This is a genomic window from Rhizobium sp. BK196 (assembly GCF_014193255.1).
GTDB lineage: Bacteria > Pseudomonadota > Alphaproteobacteria > Rhizobiales > Rhizobiaceae > Rhizobium.
Map to the genome: position 1 here is coordinate 152816 of NZ_JACHZB010000001.1, position 21510 is coordinate 174325.

At 61.6% G+C, this 21510-nt stretch carries 24 protein-coding genes and 1 pseudogene; 13 read left to right on the plus strand and 12 right to left on the minus strand.

Annotated elements, in window-relative coordinates:
- The first annotated feature begins 12 nt into the window (after positions 1-12).
- Positions 13-1080 (plus strand): D-alanine--D-alanine ligase family protein, encoded by a 1068-nt coding sequence (locus FHT78_RS00810; RefSeq protein WP_183739189.1) that lies wholly within the window; start codon positions 13-15, stop codon positions 1078-1080.
- Positions 1081-1862: 782 nt separating this feature from the next.
- Here FHT78_RS00810 and FHT78_RS00815 read toward each other — a convergent pair.
- Both FHT78_RS00815 and FHT78_RS00820 read right to left on the minus strand, forming a co-directional pair.
- A complete protein-coding gene (locus tag FHT78_RS00815) occupies positions 1863-2750 on the minus strand; it encodes a Hint domain-containing protein (protein ID WP_183739192.1) in 888 nt (295 codons plus the stop codon).
- A 226-nt stretch (positions 2751-2976) separates the two neighbouring features.
- The gene (locus tag FHT78_RS00820; RefSeq protein WP_183739195.1) at positions 2977-3171 is read right to left on the minus strand and encodes a hypothetical protein; all 195 of its coding nucleotides are present in this window, start codon (positions 3169-3171) and stop codon (positions 2977-2979) included.
- 59 nt (positions 3172-3230) lie between these two features.
- Between FHT78_RS00820 and FHT78_RS00825 the strand changes: the two genes are divergently transcribed.
- Together FHT78_RS00825 and FHT78_RS00830 are read left to right on the plus strand one after the other, a co-directional pair.
- Positions 3231-3623, plus strand: a complete 393-nt coding sequence (locus tag FHT78_RS00825; protein WP_183739198.1) for a hypothetical protein — start codon at positions 3231-3233, stop codon at positions 3621-3623.
- A gap of 210 nt (positions 3624-3833) precedes the next feature.
- The gene (locus FHT78_RS00830) at positions 3834-4274 is read left to right on the plus strand and encodes a hypothetical protein (RefSeq protein WP_183739200.1); all 441 of its coding nucleotides are present in this window, start codon (positions 3834-3836) and stop codon (positions 4272-4274) included.
- A gap of 258 nt (positions 4275-4532) precedes the next feature.
- Here the strand turns inward: FHT78_RS00830 and FHT78_RS00835 are convergent, their stop codons facing one another.
- Positions 4533-4742 (minus strand): hypothetical protein, encoded by a 210-nt coding sequence (locus FHT78_RS00835; RefSeq protein ID WP_183739203.1) that lies wholly within the window; start codon positions 4740-4742, stop codon positions 4533-4535.
- Positions 4743-4870: 128 nt separating this feature from the next.
- Between FHT78_RS00835 and FHT78_RS00840 the strand changes: the two genes are divergently transcribed.
- From FHT78_RS00840 to FHT78_RS00850, 3 genes are read left to right on the plus strand one after another with little or no spacing between them, the layout of a single operon-like run.
- A complete protein-coding gene (locus FHT78_RS00840) occupies positions 4871-5182 on the plus strand; it encodes a PadR family transcriptional regulator (RefSeq protein ID WP_183739206.1) in 312 nt (103 codons plus the stop codon).
- Positions 5154-6383 carry a chromate efflux transporter gene (chrA, locus tag FHT78_RS00845; protein WP_183739209.1) on the plus strand — a complete coding sequence of 410 codons (1230 nt, stop codon included), beginning with the start codon at positions 5154-5156 and terminating at the stop codon, positions 6381-6383. Before FHT78_RS00840 ends, chrA begins: the two co-directional genes overlap by 29 nt.
- A gap of 13 nt (positions 6384-6396) precedes the next feature.
- Positions 6397-6780 carry a VOC family protein gene (locus tag FHT78_RS00850; RefSeq protein ID WP_183739212.1) on the plus strand — a complete coding sequence of 128 codons (384 nt, stop codon included), beginning with the start codon at positions 6397-6399 and terminating at the stop codon, positions 6778-6780.
- Between the two features lie 15 nt (positions 6781-6795).
- On the opposite strand, the gene FHT78_RS00855 is transcribed toward FHT78_RS00850, so the two are convergent.
- From FHT78_RS00855 to FHT78_RS00875, 5 genes are all read right to left on the minus strand, one after another.
- Entirely contained in the window at positions 6796-8613 is a 1818-nt protein-coding gene (locus FHT78_RS00855) for a HAMP domain-containing methyl-accepting chemotaxis protein (RefSeq protein ID WP_183739215.1), read from the minus strand.
- Positions 8614-8976: 363 nt separating this feature from the next.
- Positions 8977-10206 carry an MFS transporter gene (locus tag FHT78_RS00860; RefSeq protein WP_183739217.1) on the minus strand — a complete coding sequence of 410 codons (1230 nt, stop codon included), beginning with the start codon at positions 10204-10206 and terminating at the stop codon, positions 8977-8979.
- A 34-nt stretch (positions 10207-10240) separates the two neighbouring features.
- A complete protein-coding gene (locus FHT78_RS00865; RefSeq protein ID WP_183739220.1) occupies positions 10241-10999 on the minus strand; it encodes an alpha/beta hydrolase in 759 nt (252 codons plus the stop codon).
- An 18-nt stretch (positions 11000-11017) separates the two neighbouring features.
- Positions 11018-11314, minus strand: coding sequence for a putative quinol monooxygenase (locus FHT78_RS00870; RefSeq protein WP_183739223.1), 297 nt, complete (start codon positions 11312-11314; stop codon positions 11018-11020).
- Positions 11315-11342: 28 nt separating this feature from the next.
- Positions 11343-12017 carry a type 1 glutamine amidotransferase domain-containing protein gene (locus FHT78_RS00875; RefSeq protein ID WP_183739226.1) on the minus strand — a complete coding sequence of 225 codons (675 nt, stop codon included), beginning with the start codon at positions 12015-12017 and terminating at the stop codon, positions 11343-11345.
- A 572-nt stretch (positions 12018-12589) separates the two neighbouring features.
- Here FHT78_RS00875 and FHT78_RS00880 point away from each other — a divergent pair.
- Entirely contained in the window at positions 12590-15469 is a 2880-nt protein-coding gene (locus tag FHT78_RS00880; RefSeq protein WP_183739229.1) for a winged helix-turn-helix domain-containing protein, read from the plus strand.
- A gap of 166 nt (positions 15470-15635) precedes the next feature.
- On the opposite strand, the gene FHT78_RS00885 is transcribed toward FHT78_RS00880, so the two are convergent.
- Both FHT78_RS00885 and FHT78_RS00890 read right to left on the minus strand, forming a co-directional pair.
- Positions 15636-16133 carry an SRPBCC family protein gene (locus tag FHT78_RS00885; protein ID WP_183739232.1) on the minus strand — a complete coding sequence of 166 codons (498 nt, stop codon included), beginning with the start codon at positions 16131-16133 and terminating at the stop codon, positions 15636-15638.
- Entirely contained in the window at positions 16123-16476 is a 354-nt protein-coding gene (locus FHT78_RS00890) for a metalloregulator ArsR/SmtB family transcription factor (protein WP_183739235.1), read from the minus strand. Before FHT78_RS00890 ends, FHT78_RS00885 begins: the two co-directional genes overlap by 11 nt.
- Positions 16477-16763: 287 nt before the next feature.
- On the opposite strand from FHT78_RS00890, the gene FHT78_RS00895 reads away from it, so the two are divergent.
- The 4 genes and pseudogenes from FHT78_RS00895 to FHT78_RS29170 all read left to right on the plus strand — a co-directional run.
- Positions 16764-17519 carry an SDR family oxidoreductase gene (locus tag FHT78_RS00895; RefSeq protein ID WP_183739238.1) on the plus strand — a complete coding sequence of 252 codons (756 nt, stop codon included), beginning with the start codon at positions 16764-16766 and terminating at the stop codon, positions 17517-17519.
- A 57-nt stretch (positions 17520-17576) separates the two neighbouring features.
- Entirely contained in the window at positions 17577-17981 is a 405-nt protein-coding gene (locus tag FHT78_RS00900) for a cupin domain-containing protein (RefSeq protein ID WP_183739241.1), read from the plus strand.
- Positions 17982-18090: 109 nt separating this feature from the next.
- Entirely contained in the window at positions 18091-18843 is a 753-nt protein-coding gene (locus FHT78_RS00905; RefSeq protein WP_183739244.1) for an SDR family oxidoreductase, read from the plus strand.
- A pseudogene (locus tag FHT78_RS29170) lies at positions 18828-18992 on the plus strand (LysE family translocator); the annotation flags it as partial. The gene FHT78_RS00905 and the pseudogene FHT78_RS29170, both read left to right, overlap by 16 nt.
- 59 nt (positions 18993-19051) lie before the next feature.
- Here the strand turns inward: FHT78_RS29170 and FHT78_RS00910 are convergent.
- Complete coding sequence (locus FHT78_RS00910) at positions 19052-19396, minus strand: helix-turn-helix domain-containing protein (protein ID WP_183739247.1); 345 nt, start codon at positions 19394-19396, stop codon at positions 19052-19054.
- Between the two features lie 107 nt (positions 19397-19503).
- On the opposite strand from FHT78_RS00910, the gene FHT78_RS00915 reads away from it, so the two are divergent.
- Positions 19504-20250 (plus strand): glucose 1-dehydrogenase, encoded by a 747-nt coding sequence (locus tag FHT78_RS00915; protein ID WP_183739250.1) that lies wholly within the window; start codon positions 19504-19506, stop codon positions 20248-20250.
- A gap of 327 nt (positions 20251-20577) precedes the next feature.
- On the opposite strand, the gene FHT78_RS00920 is transcribed toward FHT78_RS00915, so the two are convergent.
- A complete protein-coding gene (locus FHT78_RS00920; RefSeq protein WP_183739253.1) occupies positions 20578-20949 on the minus strand; it encodes a VOC family protein in 372 nt (123 codons plus the stop codon).
- A gap of 68 nt (positions 20950-21017) precedes the next feature.
- Here FHT78_RS00920 and FHT78_RS00925 point away from each other — a divergent pair, with 68 nt between their 5' ends.
- Positions 21018-21464 carry a MarR family transcriptional regulator gene (locus tag FHT78_RS00925; RefSeq protein WP_183739255.1) on the plus strand — a complete coding sequence of 149 codons (447 nt, stop codon included), beginning with the start codon at positions 21018-21020 and terminating at the stop codon, positions 21462-21464.
- Positions 21465-21510: the final 46 nt, after the last annotated feature.

Consider the following 21510-nt stretch of genomic DNA (forward strand, 5'->3'; position numbering starts at 1 on the left):
AGGAGAATTTCAATGAGCCCTTCCCCATCCAGGCTGCGCATCGCCGTGCTCTTCGGCGGCCGCTCCAGCGAGCACGATGTTTCCGTCATGTCGGCGACCAATGTGATGCGCGCCCTCGATCCGGAAAAATACGACGCCCTGCCGGTCTTCGTCACCCGCGAAGGCCGCTGGCTGCAGAGCCGCCTGACCGGCGGCGAACTTGAGAAGCCGGAGGCCGGCACCGAGCTTTGCCCCGTGCCCGGCGGGCGTGGCCGCCTGCTGGCGATCGCACCGGATGGAAAGACCACTGAGGCCGGCAAGGTCGACATCGTCTTCCCGGTGCTGCACGGCCTGCATGGGGAAGACGGCGCGGTTCAGGGCCTCTGCCAGGTGGCGCGCGTGCCGCTTGCCGGCTGCGGCATCCTGGGCTCGGCAACGGCGCTCGACAAGGATATCGCCAAGCAGCTTTTGAAGGCCGCCGGCCTGCCAGTCGCGCGCTCGGTAACGCTCGATCAGGCAACGCCGCCGGCACTCGAAACCCTCGAAACCGAACTCGGCCTGCCGCTCTTCATCAAGCCGGCCCGCCAGGGCTCCTCGGTCGGCGTGCGCAAGGTCTCCGGCAGCCAGGAATTCGCCCCGGCTCTGTCAGAGGCTTTCAGCCACGACCGCAAGCTCATCGCCGAAGAATTCATCGCCGGGCGCGAGATCGAATGCAGCGTGCTGGAAGACGCAAACGGCGGCCTCTTCGTCTCCCGCCCCGGCGAGATCGCGCCCGCCGAAAGCCACGGCTTCTACAGCTACAACGCCAAATATATCGACGAAAATGGCGCGGCCCTGAAAGTGCCCGCCGACCTGCCCGCCGCCGTAGAGGAGAAGATCCGCGCCATGGCCGCCCGCGCCTTCCGCGCACTCGGCTGCGACGGCATGGCCCGCGTCGATTTCTTCCTGATGGAAGACATGCGCTTCGTCGTCAACGAGGTGAACACCATTCCGGGTTTTACCGATATCAGCATGTATTCCAAGGCGATGGCGGCGAGCGGTGTGGCCTATGCCGAGGTGATCGACCGGTTGGTGGAGCATGGGCTGGCGCGAGGGGCGTGAGTTCTGCCTTTTAGAAAAATACCCCTCCCCACAGGTGGGAGGGGCTAACCTGTGGCACCGCCTCGTTCCTCGCGGGTGTAGCCGGACGCGAGAAATCGGAATTTTGACACCAGGTTCCGGAATTTTCAAATCGCGTTGAAAGGCCTTCGAAGTGCTTTAAAACCTTTTGCGTCCCCTCAGAATCTCCCGCTCATCTCCGATGACCTTTCACCGGCACCGTTGTGCAATGAGGAATGCGGCAGCACGGAGACGGCTGCACAGTTGCTATGTACGCCATCGCACCAACGGCGATCTCCTAGCACATCGGACCTTAGTCCGATTGATGAGCGGATGCCGCCCGCTAAGTCCAATATTTCGGGTTTTAGCGGGACACTATGCCAATTACCGAGTCAGATCGAATTCTATTCAACCGTGTCTGGGCTCTCGGTGCCCAAGCGGTCAAAGACAATCGTATGTCTACGCTGCGGGATGTTACTCTTCATACTCCTACGCTGGAACAATACCAGGATGGCCACGGCCAGCGGATGACTGATATGATCAAGGTCGTTCAGCTAGGAATTTCAAAGCTTCGCAACAGCGGCGCACTCGTCGAATGCGCTGAGCCCAGCATGCCTCCATCCGCGCGTCGCGCCAGCACCAGGTAATCATGATGAGAGCGCGTTACATCCTATTGCTGACTGGTCCGACGAACCGAAAATCAGTCAAAATCCCCTGTCGCTTGTAATTCGCCAAGATCACCTGCCGCTGAAGAGGCAGGGTAAGACGCTCAGCCACTCAGCTTGTCAGAATGACAGCTCTTTCGCTTGCGCATTGATCTTCTCACAGGCATCCCCCAGCGGATCGCGCATCGGCACGAGCGGCGAAACAGCAAGCAGTAGAAGCGCCTTTAAGTGCTTCCAGCCGCCTTCCTCGCCCAGCACCGGGGCATAGGATGTCATCGCGGTGGGTTTCTCGCCATAGAGGCGCTTGTACTCCGCGAAATTGGAGAAGGCTTCGTCGCTGTTGTCCAGGAGACGGAAGCTTTCGGCCGCGGCACCTTCGGCGAGGATGGCTTCATGCGTATCAAGCAGGACGGCGTAATATTCGAGCGGCGCGTCGTCGGCCGGAATGACCGGTGCGATGGTCGTGCCGTTCACGAGATGCTTCACGCGGATCAGAACGCCGTTCAGAAGCAGAGCGTGATCCGGCGACAGGTAGAGATCGGAATGTGGCGTGCGGCTATCCAGCGCATGGCGGGAGATCCGGACCGGCACAACGCCTTCAAGCCAGCGCGCGCTGCTCTTCTTAAACGTCTGGCGGCCAACCCATCTGATCGAGCGGACGCTCCCGTCCGGCAGGGCAACGCAATCGCCGATGCGCAGATCCTCGACGGGCTTTTCACCGCAATCCGTAAGGATCGCCGTTCCCCGCAGGAAGCAATTCGCACCGCCGCTACCAGAGGCTCCATCGGGACGACTGCCATGGGTGCCTCCATGTCCGCCCCACCAGCCTCCGTGTCCACCAGATCCGCCCCTCCCCCAACGATGCCCCATCGCGCTCGCAGGCGACGAGGAAATTGCCGCTGCCAGAGCTGCCAAGCCGGCAATCCTAGCCCCCGCGGCGGCGGTAACACCTAGAAAATGTCTGCGCGCGACATCGCGTGGCAGCTTCGGATCTTCCGTCGATGACATAGCGGGTGTCCTTTTTGAAAACAGTAACACCGACAAATTTTACAATAGGTTCAACGACGGGCAATTTGGCAGAACAGCGGTGGTGTCTACCGAAAAGGAAGGGTGCATTCACCGGACTTTGGTCCGATTGCAGACTTCGGTGCGTGCCCCGTTGCGGCCCGGCCGGCGCCATAAAGTCGGTAGGAATAGGGTGGCTCTCCCCGTCCGGGAGTCGCCTTTTCGACTCTTATTGAGCGTCGGCGATCCGCTTTCTGCGCCGATCACGGCGTTCACGCAGGACCATATGAAGGGCATCAAAAAAAGCACGCGCCTCTACTTTTGTTTTAAAATATTGTTCGGCAGCGTCGAAAAGCTCTCCGAGATCGACATCGGTACGGTCGGCCATCCGCCTTCGGATGAAGACAATAAGCAATTGGTCCATCACACGTCCCCCAGGCCAGCCAAAGCAGAATTGGGTTGCCGCGGCCCGGACCCAAACGAATGTGCCGATTTTTTGTTCCTGCTAGCACGCGCTGGGAACAAAGGGATCGCCCGGCGCCGGCACCACAGGATGAATTCGAGCTGCGGCTTGCCGGTGACGGTGAGCTGTTGCGGGTGGCCCTGCACGATCCGCTGGTCGAGGTGAAACAAAATCCCGACCGCTTTCGCGTTCCACCCGCTGAGAAAGACGACCTGGTCGCCAAACGCCGCCAACAGGCAGCCATTGCGTGGTATCGCCAGGCTACATTGTCCTTCGCAATGCCGGTGACGCTTGTTTCGATCGACGACGACACGTTTATCGAAACTTCGAAGAATCCATGGAGCCAAGTGCCCAGCGATGGCAGCGGGCCTGCGGCTATCAAACGCTATTGGATGAGATGCCCTGAAAACTGACCTGCCGCAATCATTGCCATTCCAGTCGGAGATCCTGCAGCGGGAACGCAGGATGGGCGGGTCTGCCGTCATCTCCTTGTGCCTGGAAACTGCCTGGGAACTAATGACGTACGAGGCTGTTCGAGCTATGACGTTGAGACGACGCTGAGTCCCCGGCTGTCTGGCCCGGCTGACTGGGCAAGCGGCCCTTTTTTTGAGGAGCCTCTCATCATGAAGATTTCGTCCGGATTTCGTTCTCTCGCCGTTGCCGCCACTGCTGCCGCGGGAGTTAGCTTTGCCAGCGCCGCGCATGCGGACAGCGGTACGATCCGCTTCGCCGTCTACAAGGCCGCCTTCTTCGTCGGCGGCTCCGGAGGCGACGGCACGCTGACCTTCCATGGTCGCCGATACCCAATTTCGATTGGCGGCATCTCGGGCGGTCTCGCCTTCGGTGCTTCCAAGACCTATTTCAAAGGTACCGTGCGCCACATACGCCGCGCTCAGGATGTGACGGGCGTGTACGGTGCAGCGGGCGGTGGCGGCGCGCTCGGCAAAGGAGCCCAGGTGATCGTCATGACCAATGACAAGGGCGCCCAACTCGAACTGACAGGCAAGCAGGTAGGCCTGCAAATCAACGCCGATATCAGCGGTATGAGCATCACGGTCAAGTAAGACCGTCAGGCTTGCACCAGGGACGGTCGTTGCCGAAGTGACATCCCTGGCGCGCCCGTTCACGCGGAAGCATCTGCTGCCGAAGTCCGTGTCATGTTCGCGGCCACCGCCGGCTTGATCACTCAACCGGGCTCACAGTCGGGATTGGATAATGCCTGACTTCATACTCTTCGATCAGCAGGAGAAGCGCTGCGCATTGCCGACGAGATGATCGTTTAAATCACAGCTCGATCCGAAATGCGGATCGGCGGCACGACCCTATTTCCACGCCGGTTCGTTCTTCTTCTCGTAGTCGCCAAACGCCTTCTTCAACCCGCCCAGCACTTCGGCGGCGGTTTCGAACATGGCCTTCAGCTGCGGTTCGTCGACCTTCTCGATGTCTGCCCGCAAATGATCCATGATTTCCTGAAGGCGCACCTGCATTTTCTGGGTGTGGTGACGCGGATCGCGATCGGCTTCGCTGACCATTGGTATTCTCCCATGGTTCGTGTTTCGATGAACCGCCAATCCGTTTGACGGTTGCAGGTCAAACCCTTTGCCTCTAGTCTCGGTTCCCGATATCGCTTTTCGAGAGTGAGGGTTATTTGTGGTGATCGATGGAACATCAGGATCTTCTTTCCGGCTTTATCCGCCTCCACGTCCTGCATCATGCGGCCGAAGGCGATCTTCATGGTCTGTGGATGATCGAGGAGCTCGCTCACCACGGCTACAAGGTCTCGGCCGGGACGCTCTATCCGATGCTGCACGCCATGGAGAAGAAGGGATATCTCACCTCGCGAATGGAACGGGTGGGCCGGACGCGCCGGCGGATATACAATGCCACGCCCTATGGCGTGGCAGCCTTGAAGATCGCCAGGGAAAGAGCCAGGGAGCTGTTCCGTGAGGTCGTCGGCACAGGCAATTCATGAAGAGGCGGTCAGCCAGCCGCATGGCACGCCCGGCGAAGTGTTTTTCGCATTCCTGAAGCTGGGGCTCACCTCGTTCGGAGGCCCGATCGCGCATCTCGGCTACTTCCGCGACGAACTGGTCGTTCGCCGCAAATGGATCGACGAGACGGGCTATGGCGATCTCGTGGCGCTCTGTCAGTTCCTTCCCGGTCCCGCCTCGAGCCAGGTCGGCTTTTCCCTCGGCCTTTTGCGCGCAGGCCCCCTCGGCGCATTGGCCGCCTGGGCAGCCTTCACGTTGCCATCCGCAATCCTGCTGGTGATCTTCGCAATGGCGGCGACAGCTTTCGACGGGCCGACGGGAGCCGGCCTGTTGCACGGGCTGAAAATCGTGGCTGTCGCAGTCGTGGCGCAGGCGGTCTGGGGAATGGCCAAAAGCCTGACGCCCGACCGGGAGCGTGCGGGCATCGCGCTCGCAGCCGTCCTCATCGTCACCTTCTCGGCAGGGGCGATCGGGCAGATCGCCGCGATCACCGCCGGCGCGCTCGCCGGCCTCGCGCTTTGCCGCAACGGCCCGGTCACGGGCGAGACGCACCTGTCTTTCCGGGTGTCCCGCTCCTTCGGCATTGCCAGCCTTCTCGCCTTTTTCGCCCTGCTCGGCACCTTGCCGGTCATCGCCTCGGCATTGGGTTCGCAAGGCCTGTCGCTTTTCGATGCCTTCTACCGCTCGGGCGCACTGGTCTTCGGCGGCGGTCACGTCGTGCTGCCTCTGCTGCAGGCGGAAGTGGTCAATCCCGGCTGGATGTCGAACGATACGTTCCTGGCAGGCTATGGTGCCGCCCAGGCGGTTCCGGGGCCGCTGTTCACCTTCGCCGCCTATCTCGGCGCCGCCATGGGGCCTGCTCCGAACGGTCTTCTCGGCGCAGCCATTGGCCTGATCGCGATCTTTCTGCCCGGCTTCCTGCTGCTGCTCGGCGCCCTGCCCTTCTGGGACAGCTTTCGCAAGCGCCCGACGGCGCAGGCTGCGATGCGCGGCGCCAACGCCGCCGTCGTCGGCATTCTCGGGGCGGCTCTCTATAGCCCCGTATGGACGAGCGCCGTTCTTGCGCCGCGCGACTTTTCGCTCGCACTTGCCGGCTTTCTGCTGCTCACCGTCTGGAAAGCCCCGCCATGGATCGTGGTCGTGCTCCTGGCTGCCGCCGCCACGATCCTCGATCTTGTCTGAAGGAGGAATTGCTATGGCCACTGTCAGCGTTCGTTATATCGTCGACGATGTCGACGCCGCGATTGCATTCTACACGCAGTCGCTCGGCTTCGCGCTCACCATGCATCCAGCTCCGAGCTTCGCCATGCTGACCAGAGGCGATCTTCGCCTGCTGGTGAACGGCACGACCGGGCCAGGCGGCGCATCCCAGCCCATGCCGGATGGACGCCGCCCCGAACCCGGCGGCTGGAACCGCATCCAGCTGGAGGTCGACAATATCGAGGACGAGGTCGCACGTCTGAAGGCTTCAGGCGCGAAATTTCGCAACGACATCGTGGCTGGCATGGGCGGCAAGCAGATCCTCGTCGACGACCCCGCGGGCAATCCCGTCGAATTGTTCGAGCCGCCCAAGAAATAACCGAAGCAATTCGGCTCAGGCGGCGCGGTTTGCCGTAACGGCAGGTCCTGCGGCGGCGATCTGGAAGCGCGAAACGATCTCTTCCAGCGCCAGGACCTGCTCGTTGAGCCCCTTGCAGGCCGAGTTGGTTTCCGCCGCCATGGCGGAATTGCGCTGGGTCACTTCGTCCATTGCATGAACGGAGCCGTTGATTTCGCGGATCGCCGAGGACTGCTCGTTCAACGAAGTGACCACCGCCTGGATCAGTTGCCCGACATGCTGCACCTTGGTTTCGATATGGGAGAGCGCTTCGCCGGTGCGGTTGACGAGCGCGACACCCGAGCCGACCTGGTCCGACGATGTCGAGACCAGAACCTTGATCTCCTTGGCGGCATTGGCCGAGCGGGAGGCAAGTTCGCGCACTTCCTGCGCCACGACGGCAAAACCCTTGCCAGCTTCGCCCGCGCGGGCTGCTTCGACACCGGCATTGAGCGCCAGAAGGTTGGTCTGGAAGGCGATGTCGTCGATGACGTTGATGATCGAGCCGATCTGGTCAGACGAACCCTCGATCCGCTGCATTGCCGCGATTGCCTCACGCATCAGTTCGGTGCATTGCAGCGCGGCCTTGCTGGTCTCGTCAGTCACCTGGCTTGCTTCGGCCGATTGGGACGAGGAATTGCCGATGGCCGAGGTGATCTCGGTGAGTGCGGCCGATGTCTCTTCGATGGTCGTTGCCTGCTGCTCGGTACGCTTCGACAGCGCCTCCATGGCGCCGGCGATATCATGTGAAGAATGGCGCAGCGTGCTGGTCGCGCCGGAGACGGCGTCGATCGAGCCGGACAGCGTGTCGACACTGGCATTGAAGGCGGCACGGAGCTCTTCGTAGGCGGATGAGAACCTGGCATCGATGTGGAAGCCGAGATTGCCGCGCGACAGTTCATCGAGTGCGCGGGTGAGCGAATGGATCACCTCGTCACGCGCGGCTTCCTCGCCGGCGCGCTCGGCGGCCAACTGGCGTTGGCGGGCAACTTCGGCTTCCTTGGCCTCCGCCTCACGCAGGTGACCTTCGCGGCGCTCGAGCGAATTGGTGCGGAAGACGACGACGGCTTGCGCCATTTGGCCGATCTCATCGCTGCGCTCGGCAAAGGGCACGTCTTCCGAGAAGTCGCCATTGGCAAGGCCGCTCATATAGCGTCTCATGCCATCGATCGGCAGGATGGCGCGGCGGCGGAAGAAATAGAGCCCGGCGAGCAGCAGCAGGAAGGACGCGAGCGAAGCCGCGGCCGCCGCCGAGGTCCATGTCATGATCTCGTCGGCAGCATTCTTCTCCTGCCCCTTGAGAAAGGTATCGGAATTGACCACGAGCTTCTCGACCGCGTCCTGATGTTCGTGGAACGCGGTCCTGAGCTTCACCATCGGCCCGGTTCCGGCGCCATTCTGCCTCGCCTTGAGTGCCGGGATGACGTCCTCTTCCATCACCTTCCAGAAGATGTCGCCCTTGGCCACTACTTCCTTGTTGAGCTCGTCCTTGAGCGGCTGCGGCAGGCCGGTCGTCTGCCAATAGGCGCGGCGATCCTCATAGGCTGCCTTCAGCGTCGCGATCTTGGCGAGGTTGGCATCGACAAGATCGGGAAAGTCGTTGGCCTCATGCGACAGCATGTAGGATTCGACCACGAAGAGCGGCGGCGGCAGGATGTCGGCAATCAGGTCTTTGCCATAGACGATCTGCTCGTAGATCGGTCCGTTGACCTTGAGCCGCCCAAGGGCTGTCTGCTGCAGCCCGAAGGACGCGAACATGCCGATGGAGACGGCGATGCCCACGATGGCGAGATTTCTTGCAATGGTGAGCTTCATGATGAATCCCTGAAGATGCGGCACCCGGCGTTACGCGCTCCACCCACCTCCTGAGCGAGCACATCTTCGGACTTTAATATTGCATGGTAAATAAATAGTCTCGAATGCAGATTTATATTTGACGCAAACAAGGCCGAAAATGATATTTGTCAATACCAACAGATCTCGCACCAAAAACAAAATGCATCCGACGCCTTAACGGGAGAAGATCCCACGACTCTATTGTCCCCTTCCAATTTCCAATAGCATACTTCGATGATGACCATTTGGGCCTGCTTTCAATTTGCTTTCGAGGCCGCAACTTCGAAGGCGGAGGCCACGGGCTCAGGAACTGGCAGGCATAGTCAAGGTCGAAGCCGGCTCTCACGCAGCAGCAAGTTGAGGGGCGCGCGGCAGCGTGATCGCAAAGACGACCAGGCCAAGAAGCGTCAAGAGGAACCCGGCCCAGACTGCCGAGAGAAGACCGAACCCTGCCGCGATTGCCGCTCCGCCGGCCCAGGCGCCGATGGCGTTGGCAACGTTGAGGGCTGCCAGGTTCATGGCGCCCATCAAGGTCGGTGCTTCCGGCGCAAAGCTTGTCAGCCGCACCTGGATCGTGGGGATAGCAATCATCATCGTAGCGCCGACACCGAAGAGGCCGATCATCAGCAGCGCGACATTCCCTCCTGATGATGCGAGGACTGCCAGTACGATCAGCGCACTGCCGAAGCCGACGACGAGCCCCAACGAAGGGTGGCTGTCGGCGATCCGTCCGCCGATAAGGTTCCCCGCCGTCATGCCGATGCCGAAGAGGGCCAGCGCCAGCGGGATCCATGCTCTGTCGATGATCGCGACATCGGTCACGAACGGTCCGATGAACGTGTATACGGCGAAGATGCTCGCGACGCCGAGGGCAGCGACAAGCATCATGATCCAGACGGAGCCTCGGCGGAGCGAACTCAGTTCCTGTGCGATCGGCCCGCCGTCCAGCGCCTCGGTCCGCGGCACCCATGCCCAAAGGGCCAGAAGCGCCAGCACACCGACACCGGCAACGGCGAAATAGGTGTTCCGCCAGCCGAGGTTCTGGCCAAGAAAGGTGGCGAGCGGCGAACCGATAATTGTGGCAACGGTCAGTCCGGTCATGACGAGGGCAAAGGCCTTGCCGCCATGTCCAGGTCCCACGATATAGGAGGCGACGACGGCACCGGCACCGAAATAGGCGCCCTGCGGCATGCCGCTGACGAAGCGGGCGAGCGCGAACATGCCGAGATTGGCTGCAAGCGCGGAGAGCACATTGCCGACGATGAAAAGGCCGAGCAATGCCAGAAGCAGGCTTTTCCGGTTCAGCCGGGCGGCAGCGAGCGTGACAAGCGGGGCACCGATCACCACCCCGAATGCGTAGGCCGTGATGGCATTCGTTGCCGCCGGTATGCTGATTTCAAGGCTCTCGGCAAAGAGCTGCAGGACGCCCATGCTGGCGAATTCGGACGTCCCGATGCAGAAGCTTCCAAGCGCCAGCGCAAACAGCGTCAAACCCCGGCGCCGGTGTTGCGCCGCATCTGTGCAATGGATCGCTACCGCCTTGCATTGCGGTTCGAAGGCCTTTTGGAACATGTCCAAACTCCTGTAGGCTGCGGGCCGCAGTGTCCTAGTTCGACGGCGCGGCCGCACTGGTGATGAAGTCCGCCACGTCCTGCGGATGCGAAAGCATCACGGCATGGCTGGACTCGATCTCGACGGTCTTGGCGCCGGCCCGCGCTGCCATGGAGCGCTGCTGGCTGGGCGGGATCATGTGATCGTTCTTCGTCACCATGAAGTAGGTGGGCTTTTCCTTCCACGCCGGCGCGGTGATTTTGGTCTGCACGGCGCCGAGCCCCCAGGGAACCTGGGATTCGGCCATGAACTTCGTCTTGGCGGGATCGACATCGGCTGCGAAGGATGTGGGGAATTTCGCAAAGTCTACCAGCAGGAACCCGTCGCTTGGCGGAAGCAGCGGCGCCTTGTCTTCGCCCGGCGTCGGCGCCGTGCCGATGTCGTAGACCGACTCGCCGGCTTGAAGCGCGTACGCGGCAAGGTAAACCAGGCTCTTGACCTTTGGCACGCTGCCGGCCTCGGTGATCACCGCCCCGCCATAGGAATGGCCGACAAGGACGACCGGTTTTTTGGCCCGAGCGATGACCTGCCTTGTGGCATCGACGTCACCTTGCAGTGTAATCGTGGGATTCTGGACAGCCAGAACCTCGTAGCCCTCGGCGGAAAGGATGTCATAGACCTGCTGCCAGCCCGAAGCATCGACGAAGGCACCGTGCACGAGCACGATCGACACAGGCTTGTCGGCTGCGTGGCCGGCGACGGCGGAAGCGGCTGTGATCATGACAGTGAGCAATCCTGTTATTGCGCTTTTCATCGCATTCCCTCCAGCGGGTTAATCGACCTCGATCGGGTCAAGGGTAATCGGTGTCCGGTCGGCGAGATCGCCGATCCTGGCGGCATAGTCCTTGAAGTGCGGCGTATCGCGATGCGCGGCGACCGCCGCCTCGTCGACGTAAAGCTCATCGAGCACGAAGCGGTCGGGATTGGCCTTGTCTCGCCAGATATCCCACCGCAGATTTCCGGGCTCGGCCCGGCTGTGCACCCGCATTGCGGAAAGAAGCGCTCCGAGTTCGGATGCCTTACCGGGACGCCCGGTCAGAATCCCCACGGTCTTCACGCGCGGGGACATGGTTCATTCCCCTCTTGGATGTGACCCATCACGCCCGATCCTTCAGAGCAGCGAGCAACTCTTTTGCCAGCGGTCCTGCCGAGGCGGGATTCTGGCCGGTGATGAGGCGGCCATCGACGACAACGTGAGGTTCCCAGTTGGACGCAGAGGAATACTCGGCGCCCTCCGCCCTCAATGCGTCCTCGAGTTCGTAGGGCACGTCATCTCGGGCATAGTCATATTCCTCCTTCTTCGAGAAGGAGGTGAGCTTCTTGCCACGCACGAATGGCGTGCCATCACCGAGGTTCACGCCGAGCAACGAGCACGGACCGTGACAAACAGCGCTCACCAGCTTGTCCGTGCTCCAGGCGCGCACGACAGCCCTCTGGACATCAGCGTTGCGCTGGATATCGACCATCGGCCCGAGACCGCCGGGGATCAGGATGGCGTCGTAGTCGGCGGCGTCCACCTCGGCGAGCTTGCGACTGTGATTGAGGCGACGGAAGGCCTTGCTCTCGAGAAATCCCTTCTGAGCAGGGTCCTTCTCGTCATACGCGTCATACGGCGTCCATCCGCCTGCGGGAGAGGCAAACTCGATTGCGATCCCGGCCTTGTCGAGCACGTCGAAAGGATGAGCGACCTCGGCGAAAAAGAAGCCGGTCTTGCGACTGTGCGGGCCGATCACGGCTGCGTTGGTCACGATGAAAAGGACATGTTTTGTCATGACTTCCCCCTAATTGAATGACGATGCGTTCAGGATTCGGGCTGCGGTCGTTCCGCAATCCCGTCGCAGTCCCCATGAAGGCGACCTCGCTCGTTTTGAGGTCATGTGCTTTCCTGCGCCTCTGGGCAGCGACGCGTGAAACGGCCTGGCGACAACCCTGTCCCGTTCCGCCCCGCGTCACCGCAACTGGGCCTTGCCGGACACTTGGTCCCTGCCCCTCACTCGTGCTTGAATGCCAAGTTCACAGCCTGCCCGAGCCCGAGTATCTTCGAGCGCGACAAAGACATCGGCGCCGCCGAATTCTATTACTGGCATCTTAAATACTTGGCCGCCTGGGCAGCCACTGCGTTTCTTCCGAGCCAATCAAGGCCACGCCCAGTACGCAGGACTATCAATGCTGGGGGGACCGGGATCTTTACTTACGCAGCCAGTCTACATGCGATTGCAATCTGCCGTCGGTTAATTATGGTAAAATCGTGTTGGGAGCCGCTCCGAGCCACGCCAGCTCTTCGATGACGAGGACGGCGAGACTTTCTCTTTGGTTCGGCCGCCTTCGTCGAAGGAAAAAGATCGTGACGAGCGACCTTGCCGAGCAGCTTTCCCGGTCCTTCTCCTTTGGGCCTTTCGTGCTCATTCCCGAGCGCCAGCTGCTTTTGCAAGGTGACGCCCCCGTCCGGATCGGAGGCCGCGCGCTGGACATCCTGACAACCCTCGTCGAGCGCCCGGGCGAACTCGTGAACAAGCGCGAATTGATCGCGCGGGTTTGGCCGGACGTTGTCGTCGATGATGGCAACCTCAAGGTCAACATGGCTGCCTTGAGGCGAGCCCTCGGCGATGGCGTTGGGACCGCGCAATACATAGCGACTGTCACAGGGCGGGGCTATCGGTTCATTGCGCCGGTTCAGGTCGATGAATCGCCCGTCCTCGCGCCGTCCTCGACGGCGGCGGCGATGCGCAGCCACAATTTGCCGATCGCGACAACGAGGGTCTTCGGGAGAACTGATGCGATTGAGGCCATCAGGCGCGATTTGGATGCCTCCCGGCTGGTGTCCATCGTCGGTGCCGGCGGCGTCGGAAAAACGACGGTTGCGCTGGCCGCCGCCGAGCAGGCGCTCGGGTCTTTCAGGGACGGCGTCTGGCTGATCGATCTGGCGCTGTTGAAAGATTCTTCGCTCGTGCCCAATGCTGTCGCGGCTGCGATAGGTCTGGCAACGCACTCCGCCAACCTGCTCGCGGCATTGGGCAGCTATCTCCGCGATTGTGAAATGCTCCTCGTGTTCGATAATTGCGAACACATCGTCGAGGCGGCAGCCTTCTGTGCGGACCGGATCCTGGCCGAAGCGCCGTGCGTCAGGATCCTCGCTACCAGCCGGGAGCCGCTTGGCGTGAGGGGCGAACGCGTCCGCAGGCTGCCGGGGCTTGGCGCGCCGCCTCCTTCGTCTGATCTGAACGCAGCGGAAGCGCTCAGGTATCCTGCCATTCAACTCTTCGTAGACCGCGCGACCGACAGGCTTGAGTCGTTCGAACTGAGCGACGCCAACGCGCTGACGGTCGCGGAAATCTGCCGGCGGCTCGATGGTCTCGCGCTGGCGATCGAGCTTGCGGCGACGCGTGTCGATTCTTTCGGATTGGACGGACTTTTCGCCCATCTGGACGATCGATTTCGCCTGCTGAGCGGGCATCGCGCCGGCCCCGAGCGCCATCGCACACTGACGGCGGTGATCGAGTGGAGTTACGATCTTCTCTCGCAGAGCGAATGCACAGTCATTCGCCGGCTATCGGTCTTTTCCGGTTCGTTTAGTCTCGATGCGGCCTGCGCCGTCGCCGATGAGGGTCTCGAGCGGGTACGGATAATCGATGACGTGGCCAGCCTCGTCGCAAAGTCTCTGCTTTCGATGGACGTGGCTGCCGACAAGCTTGCTTATCGCCTCCTGGAGACGACGCGTGCATACTGTCTCGAACGACTGCAATTGAGCGGCGAGGAAGAGCCAGTCCGCCGTCGGCATGCGGAGCATATTTGTGCGGTTCTGGAGCGCGCTGCGAGCGAGTGGGCCTCACGTCCGGCCCCCGATTGGGCACATGCTTATGGAGGCGTCCTCGACGACCTGCGCTCGGCGCTGGACTGGGCCGGAGGCATTGCCGCGGACGGATCGCTGTATGCCCGCCTCTCCGTCGCGGGATGCCTGCTCTGGAACCACTTTTCTCTTACTGAGGAATGCCGCGTTCACGTCTCGCGGGCGCTTGAGGAACTGGACGCAGCCGGGCTTGCCGGGACGGCCGCCGAGATGCAGCTTCAGGTGTCGCTCGCAGGCGTGACAATGTTCATGCGCGGCGCCATACCCTCCGCCATGGACGCTATGCAACGAGCGTTGGAAATTGCAGTTCGGATCGGCGATATCGACCATCAACTCCGCTGCCTGCGGCTGATCGGCACATACCAGCTGTTCGGCGGCGAACACGATGCCGGGATCGCGACGCTTGAGACCTTCGTTTCGGTCGCCGCCGGGGCCGACCCTTCCGCGTTGCCGGCGGGCGAAACGCATTTGGCCGTGGCCGACCTGTTCATCGCCCGGTTTGACGGCGCCCGGCAACGCATTGAACGCTTTTATGGAAACTATCTGAAAGACTCCAACGACCCGCGCTTCGCGCGTTTCCTGTACGACAGGAATGTCGATGTCGGCAATATCCTGTCGCATATACAGTGGCTTACGGGGTTACCCGACACAGCCGCGCGCACTGCGGAGGTGACGATCGCACTCGCGCGAAAGACCGGGCACGAGCTTTCCCTGAGCAATGCGCTCGCATGGGCGAGCCTCACCTTCCTTCTGAGCAGGCGCTATCAGGAATGTGGCCGCGTTGCCGCGATGCTCGACGATCAAATCGTCCGGCATGGCATCGTCATCTGGCGGCCGGTCGCCATCTTCTGCCGCGGTGCGGCGGCATGCGCTCAGGACGACACGACGGCAGAAGGACTGGGGCTGCTCGAGCAAGCTGTCGGGGAGTTTCGCGCCATCAGGCATCTGGCGCGGTTCCCCTTCTATCTCGGCGGCTTTGCGGAGGCATTGGCGAAGTATGGCCGCCTGGCGGACGCCGCCGCCACCATCCGGGAAGCGCTCGATTGCGCCTATACGCAGAACGAGCAATGGTGCGTTCCAGAGCTTTTGCGCATCCGGGCCTCCATTCTGAAGGCCGAGGTCCGGCCATACGAGGAGGAGACGCTCCTCATCGAGTCGATGGCGGTGGCCCGGGAAATCGGTGCATTGTCATGGCGATTGCGATCAGCCTGCGATCTCGCAATGCTCTGGCGCGTCCGGTCGCGGGAACATGATGCACGCAAGATGTTGCAACCTGTTTATAACGAATTCACCGAAGGTTTCGAAACGCCCGACCTTGCCGTCGCAGCCGGCCTGCTCGCCTCGTTCGCACAGCTTGGAGATGGCGAGGCGGTCTGACCCTCAACCTCACCCGCGACGGCTCCCCGATCCCCTTCTCCCCCGGGGGAGACGGTGCCCGAAGGGCGGATGAGGGGGCTCCGGGCGCCACGGCCTTCTCAAAACCCTCCTCACCTGAGGTAGTCCGCAGGGCGGGTCGAGCCCAGCGGCGCGACCTTGGACGACGTCAGGCCCCTCCCGCGCCGAGCGCGACGAGAAGCTCGTCCAGTTGCTCGAACTGCTCGGGCAGCCCGCCCTCTGCCCCGGAATTGGCGTCGAACGCCTCCTTCGAGGGATAGAGTTCGTGCAGCACCAGCAGCGTCTTGCCGCCTTTTTCCTCGAAGGTAACCGTGGTGATGGCAGCGTCATCACTTTCTTCATTCGTCCAGACCAGGCGCGCGTTCGGTATCACTTCGAGATACTTGCCGAAGAATTCCATGGCGCTCGAGGCATCATGGCCAAACGCAATACGGTAGCCACCTCCGACGCGAACATCCATGCTGCAGGAAAGCATGGGCACGCCGATCGACCTCGGCGCCCACCACCGCATGAAAAGCTCGGGCTTGGTCCACGCCTCGAACACGATATGTACCGGGCCGTTGAAGGTTCGCCTGACGACGAGCTCACGCTCGGACGTTCGTTCCACCGTCGTGGGGTTCTTCATAGGGGCAGGCTTACTCTCCATCGTCCTTCTCCTTCTGTTTCAATTCCTCGATAACCTTGTCCAATTCGTCGAAGCGCGCGTCCCAGAGCTGGCGATAGCTCTCGATCCAAGCCGCCTCCTCCTCCAGCCGGCGCGCACCGAGCCTGCAGGTGCGCACGCGCCCGACCTTCTCCGTGGTCACGAGCCCCGCCTGCTCCAGGACGCCGACATGCTTCTTCATGCCCGTCAGCGTCATGTGGAACTTCTCGGCAAGGTCCGTGATCGAAGCGTCCCCACGCCCGAGCCGCACGAGAATGCCGCGCCGGGTGGCGTCCGAGAGCGCGGCGAACGAGGCATCGAGACGAGCTTTTGAATACTGAACCATGTGGTTCAGTTTATAGCGCAAGGATGAGCGACACGCAAGGGGACCGAGCGCTGCAGCGATCTTGCTCGATCGAGCGCCTCTGCACCTGGCCAATTATGGTTGCCCCCGATCTCATATGGGAACAATATACCCCCGCGATGCGAGCCCCCCTCGGCCGAAGCCGAGCGTGGCGACGACAGTCGATGTGTTTCACTTGATCCAAGCATGGAATTTCTCGCGGCTGTGTCGGCATTCGCGATCGTAATCTGGAACTCCGGCCCAAGAGGGCCGCGGGAGGAGAACCCATTATGAAAATCGTCCTTATCGGAGGCACCGGCCTCATCGGATCGAAGACTGCAGCGCGTCTGCGCGACAAGGGCCACGAGGTGCTGGCCGCATCCCCGAAAACCGGCGTCAACACCATCACCGGGGAAGGATTGGCGAGCGCGCTGGCCGGGGCCGACGTGGTCGTCGATCTCTCAAACTCGCCGTCCTGGGAAGACCAGGCGGTCCTGGACTTTTTCGAGACATCGGGCCGCAACCTGCTCGCCGCAGAACGCGACGCCGGCGTAAAACACCATATCGCCCTCTCCATCGTGGGATCGGAACGGCTGCCGCAGAACGGCTATTTCAGGGCCAAGCTTGCCCAGGAGAGGCTCATCAAGGGATCGTCCATCCCATACACGATCATCCATTCGACCCAGTTCATGGAGTTCCTGAAAGGCATCGCCGACGAAGCCACCGTCGGGACTGTCGCGCGGCTGTCTCCCGCCGCCTTCCAGCCGATAGCCTCTGACGACGTTGCCGACATCGTGGCGGACGTTGCCCTTGCAAGGCCGATCAATGGGATGATCGAAATTGCAGGTCCGGAGCGCTTCCGCATGAATGAGATCATCGGCCGTTATCTGAGGGCGATCAACGATCCGCGCACGGTCGAGGCGGATGTTCACGCACGCTATTTCGGGTCGGAGCTCGACGATCGCTCGCTCGTACCCGACACGGGTGCGAGGCTCGGCAAGATCGGCTTTGCAGATTGGTTTCGCCTGTCCCAGCAGCCCGGCTAGCCTAAGGCTTGCTACCCCGAAACATATTTCGCAACTGCAACCAAGAGGGTTACGACAATGAATTTTGCGCTGTCAGCATTGCTGGTCTCAGCCAGCATCTGTCTCTCCGGCACTTTGGCTGTGGCCGCCGACGAGGCTGCAAAAGTAACATCGCTCATGAGCAAAGACCTTCCAGACTATCCGGGCAAGGAGGGGCTTGTGCTTTCGGTCGAATACGGACCGGGAGGCTCCTCGCCGATTCACAAACATGAGGCGGACGTGTTCGCCTACGTTCTCGAGGGCTCGGTTGTGATGCAGGTCAAAGGAGGAAAGGAGGTTACCTTGTCTCCGGGCGACACGTTCTACGAAGGTCCTTCCGACATTCACCTGATCAGCCGTAACGCGAGCAAGACGAAACCGGCGAAGTTCATCGTCGTGCTGGTCAAGAAAAAGGACGTTCCGGCAGTGATGCCGGTAAAATGACATCAGGCCTCCAGGCGCCGAATTTCGCGGTGTCGGCCGAAGTGCCGGCATCGTCCCGACTTTTTGATCGTTGCGATTGAGGATCGCAACGAAGACACGGAGCGGATCGATGAAAGTGACGGTCATGGGAGCAAGCGGGCGCATCGGAACGCGTCTCGTTGAAAGCCTCGGACAGGCGGGGACCGAAGTCGTCCTTGCATCCCCCACTTTCGGGGTCAACAGCGTGACGAGGGAAGGCCTGAGAACCTCGCTTGCGGGAGCGGACGCCGTCATCGACGTCACGAACGCGGCATCGTTCGGAGACGACTCCGCATTGGAGTTCTTCAGGACATCCACCCGAAACCTGCTGGCCGCCGCCGCAGATGCCGAGGTCGGCCACTATCTCGCCCTGTCGGTCGTCGGGACCCCTCGCCTTGTCGAGAGCGACTATTTCCGCGCCAAGATGGTGCAGGAGAACCTCATCAGGGCGGCCCGTCGGCCCTATACGATCGTCCACTCGACGCAATTCTTCGAGTTCCTCAGCGGCGTGATGGAGATGGCGGCAGGTGATGACGGTATCCGGCTTCCTTCCGCCTCCGTGCGGCCCATCGCTGCCGACGATGTTGCCGATGTGCTCACCCTTCTGGCTCTGGCCGCCCCGGTGAACGACACGGTGGAAATAGCCGGGCCAGAGCAGTTCGCCCTCGATGAAATCGCCCGCATGCTCGTCGCCGCCAACGAAGACATGCGCCCGGTGATCACCGACGAGACCGCGCGCTATTACGGCGTCGAACTGAACGACGACACATTGCTGCCGCGTCACCCCGCCCATGTCGGTCCTATCAGGTTCGCCGACTGGCTGAACCGGTCCATGGCCGATTAGGGCTCCAAACCACAGGTTCAGCTGCCGGCACGGCCGGCAACTGGCTGAAGCGCAGTCCCGTCTATCTCAAGGCTGAACGCTGGGTTAGGGGCTTCGTCTACATCGGCCTTGGCTTGACGGCCGCTTTTGCAGGCAATCACAAGAAATAGACCGTCTGGCTTGCCTTGAAAGTCGCTTGCGACCGCCAGACCGCGATGTCATCAGGTGATCAGCCTGCGCTTGTTGCTGCCGGTGGCCGTCCGTAGGCGCTCAGAATGGCCGCGATCAGACCGGGAAAGCGTTGATCCACTTCCTGGCAGCGCGAATGATTGCGCATCTCCACGCCCTGACGCTCGCCACGGATGAGGCCCGCCTCGCGCAGCACCTTCATATGCTGAGACAGCGATGATTTGGGAATGACGCGCCCGCCGAGATTGGCAAGCGCAGTACACGTGCCGCTGGAGCCGACGCCGGCGATCTGTGCGAAGATCGCCACACGCTCGGGATCAGAGAGCGCATACAGGATCGCCTCCGGCTTCAAATCCTCGAGGGCTGGGTGAAAGAGCGGTCTCATGAAATTTTATATAGGGCTACTTGATATCTCGATCAACAGTTCCGAATTTCTGAACTACGGAACGAAGCCGTCACTCCCGGCGGCACTCCGGGTTGAAAGGAACTGATATGTCTAAGCTTGCTGGAAAGGTCGCCGTGGTGACAGGGGCCTCCAAGGGGATCGGCGCTGCGATTGCCAAGGCGCTCGCCGCTGAAGGCGCAAAAGTGGTGGTCAACTACGCCTCGAGCAAGGCTGGCGCGGACGCCGTCGTCGAGGCGATCGCTGCCGCCGGCGGCAAGGCTGTCGCGGTCCAGGGAGATGTTTCGAAGGCGGAACAGGCACAGGGGCTGGTCGACGCCGCGATCAGGGAATTCGGCCGCCTCGACGTGCTGGTCAACAATTCCGGCGTCTACGAATTCGCAACAATCGAAGAGATCACCGAGGAACATTATCACCGCCAGTTTAACGTGAACGTGCTCGGCCTGCTGCTGACCACTCAGGCCGCCGTCAAGCACATTGGCGAGGGCGGCAGCGTGATCAACATTTCCTCCGTGGTCACCAGCCTCGCCCCGCCCGCCACCGCCGTCTATACCGGCACCAAGGGAGCGGTGGACGCCATCACCGGCGTGCTTGCCAAGGAGCTCGGCCCGCGCAAGATCCGCGTCAACGCCATCCTCCCCGGCATGGTCGAGACCGAAGGCGCGCATACGGCAGGCATCATCGGATCGGATTTCGAGCACACCGCCGTAGCCCAGACGCCGCTTGGGCGCATCGGCCAGCCCGATGACATCGCCAGGATCGCAGTTTTCCTCGCCTCGGAAGATGCCGGCTGGCTGACCGGCGAGCGAGTGACGGCCGCCGGCGGTTTTCACTGATCGTCGATTGATCCTGTGCGTGCTCTTCAAGGGCACGCACCCTGCCCCGATGACCGCTGCCTGCAATGGCCTGCGGCCGGGGTCAGTCCGGAAAGTCTTCCCAGACTTCGGCATAGCCTTGAAGCCGATGCGCTCATCGGTGGCCTTGGCTTTGGGATGATCCCAGGTGTCCGTATGGAGCCACACGCGGTCAGGCCGATGGTTCCATATCGCTCGCAGCGATCAATCCAATAGACAGGGTCCGAGACAACGGCCCTGGATCTCGGGAACGAGGCCCTTCCAGCCGCGATCGTCAGGGTCACATCATCTGTGTGGACACGGCTTCTGTTACCTTGTCGGGACGGTATGGGCAGTGATCGTATAGCCGAATGGATCGACGAAGGCGAAATAGCGTCCGAACGGACCGTCCTTTGGCGGGAAAGCTATCCGCACGTCGCGCTCGCACAGATGAGCGTGCAATTCGTCAGCGTCGTCGCAGCCGAACCAGATCGCGATGCCAACCCCGAGCTTCTCCGTCTCGTCAAACTCCGCGATCGGTGTGCGGACGGCAAATGGGATGGGGTGCGTTTCGAAAACAACCGCGCCCGGAGGAGCTTTTGCAGATGGCGTAAGCCCGACAATCTCTTGATAGAAGCTCCGTGCGGCCTCCAGATCCTTTGTCTGTATTCCGATGAAATCCGGTCCAATGAGGCGAGGCATGAGCGATCTTTCCTTTTTACACCTGACGCAGTATCGTCAGGGGCCTGATATAATATAAGGACCCTGATATGTCCAGCCTGATTGACCCGCCTGTTGATGATACCTATCGCTCGCTCGGATATGCGCTGAAGCGGGCGCAACAGGCGCTGCGGGGCCATCTCGACACCGAACTTCGAAACATCGGATTGACGACCCCGCAATATTCGGTCCTGGCGGGGCTTGAGGTCAGCGCGGGCCTGTCAAGTGCGGAGCTTGCCCGGCGGGCCTTCGTAACGCCGCAGACCATGCAGTCCATCATAGCGACACTCGAACGCGACGGCCTCATCAAGCGAACGGCCCACCCGGTCCACGGCAGGGTCCTGACGACCGAACTCACGCCGGATGGACGCTCGGCATTGCGTGCGGCTCATGAGATCGTCGCCAGCGCCGAAGGCCTGGTCCGAGACGCCGTTGCACCCGATGATCCCGGGATCATATATTCGGCCCTGTTGCGGATTGCGGAGGCCATGCCGTGAGCTAAGCAGACGAGTGATTTCGGCCGGATCGTCATGATGACCAAAG